Raw genomic sequence first — 608 nt, 5'->3', positions numbered from 1 at the left:
TCAGATCTCGTTCTTTGGCTGATAAGCTTTCTTTTGCTTTAACACTGATTAAAATATTATCTGAATCCACTTTCGGAAAAAACTTTACTCCAGGACCAAAAGTAAAGTACAGCACACTAAATGAAAACAAAACGAATACAGTAGCACATACGAATTTTTTAGGATGATCCAAAACCTTCTCTAGCATGCGTACGTAAGCTCTTATTATAGGCCCAGCATTTTTTATTTCACCACTTTCTATAGCACTCATTTTTTTTATTTCTTTTTTTGAAGTTATCGAAGGCTTACCAAATATTGCACCAAGTGTTGGTATAAAAACCAAAGCCATAATGAGCGATCCAGTCAAAGTTAGAATTATTGTAATTGGTATGTACTGCATGAATTTACCAACAGTATCAGGCCAGAATAATAGAGGAAAAAACACTGCTAACTTAGTTAACGTTGATGATAGAACCGGATAAAACATATCACGAACTGAAGTGTGAAAAGCTTCTACTTTATCCATTCCGCAGATCATCTTTCTATCGGCATATTCGCTGATCACAATTGCATCATCAACCAGCATGCCAACAGCCATAATTAAACTGAAGAGCACAACGATATTTAAG

General features: G+C 35.0%; 1 protein-coding gene. It reads right to left on the bottom strand.

Translation table 11 applies throughout. The annotated features are described in order from the left end of the window. Positions 1–608 (bottom strand): efflux RND transporter permease subunit (locus OZD63_RS05535; protein WP_275008328.1); only part of this gene is annotated, 608 nt, incomplete at both ends.

The organism is Wolbachia endosymbiont of Drosophila leontia (genome assembly GCF_028981785.1).
In the GTDB taxonomy this organism is placed as follows: domain Bacteria; phylum Pseudomonadota; class Alphaproteobacteria; order Rickettsiales; family Anaplasmataceae; genus Wolbachia; species Wolbachia pipientis.
Note: the sequence above shows the minus strand (reverse complement) of the source record. Positions and strands in the feature narration are given on the sequence as shown.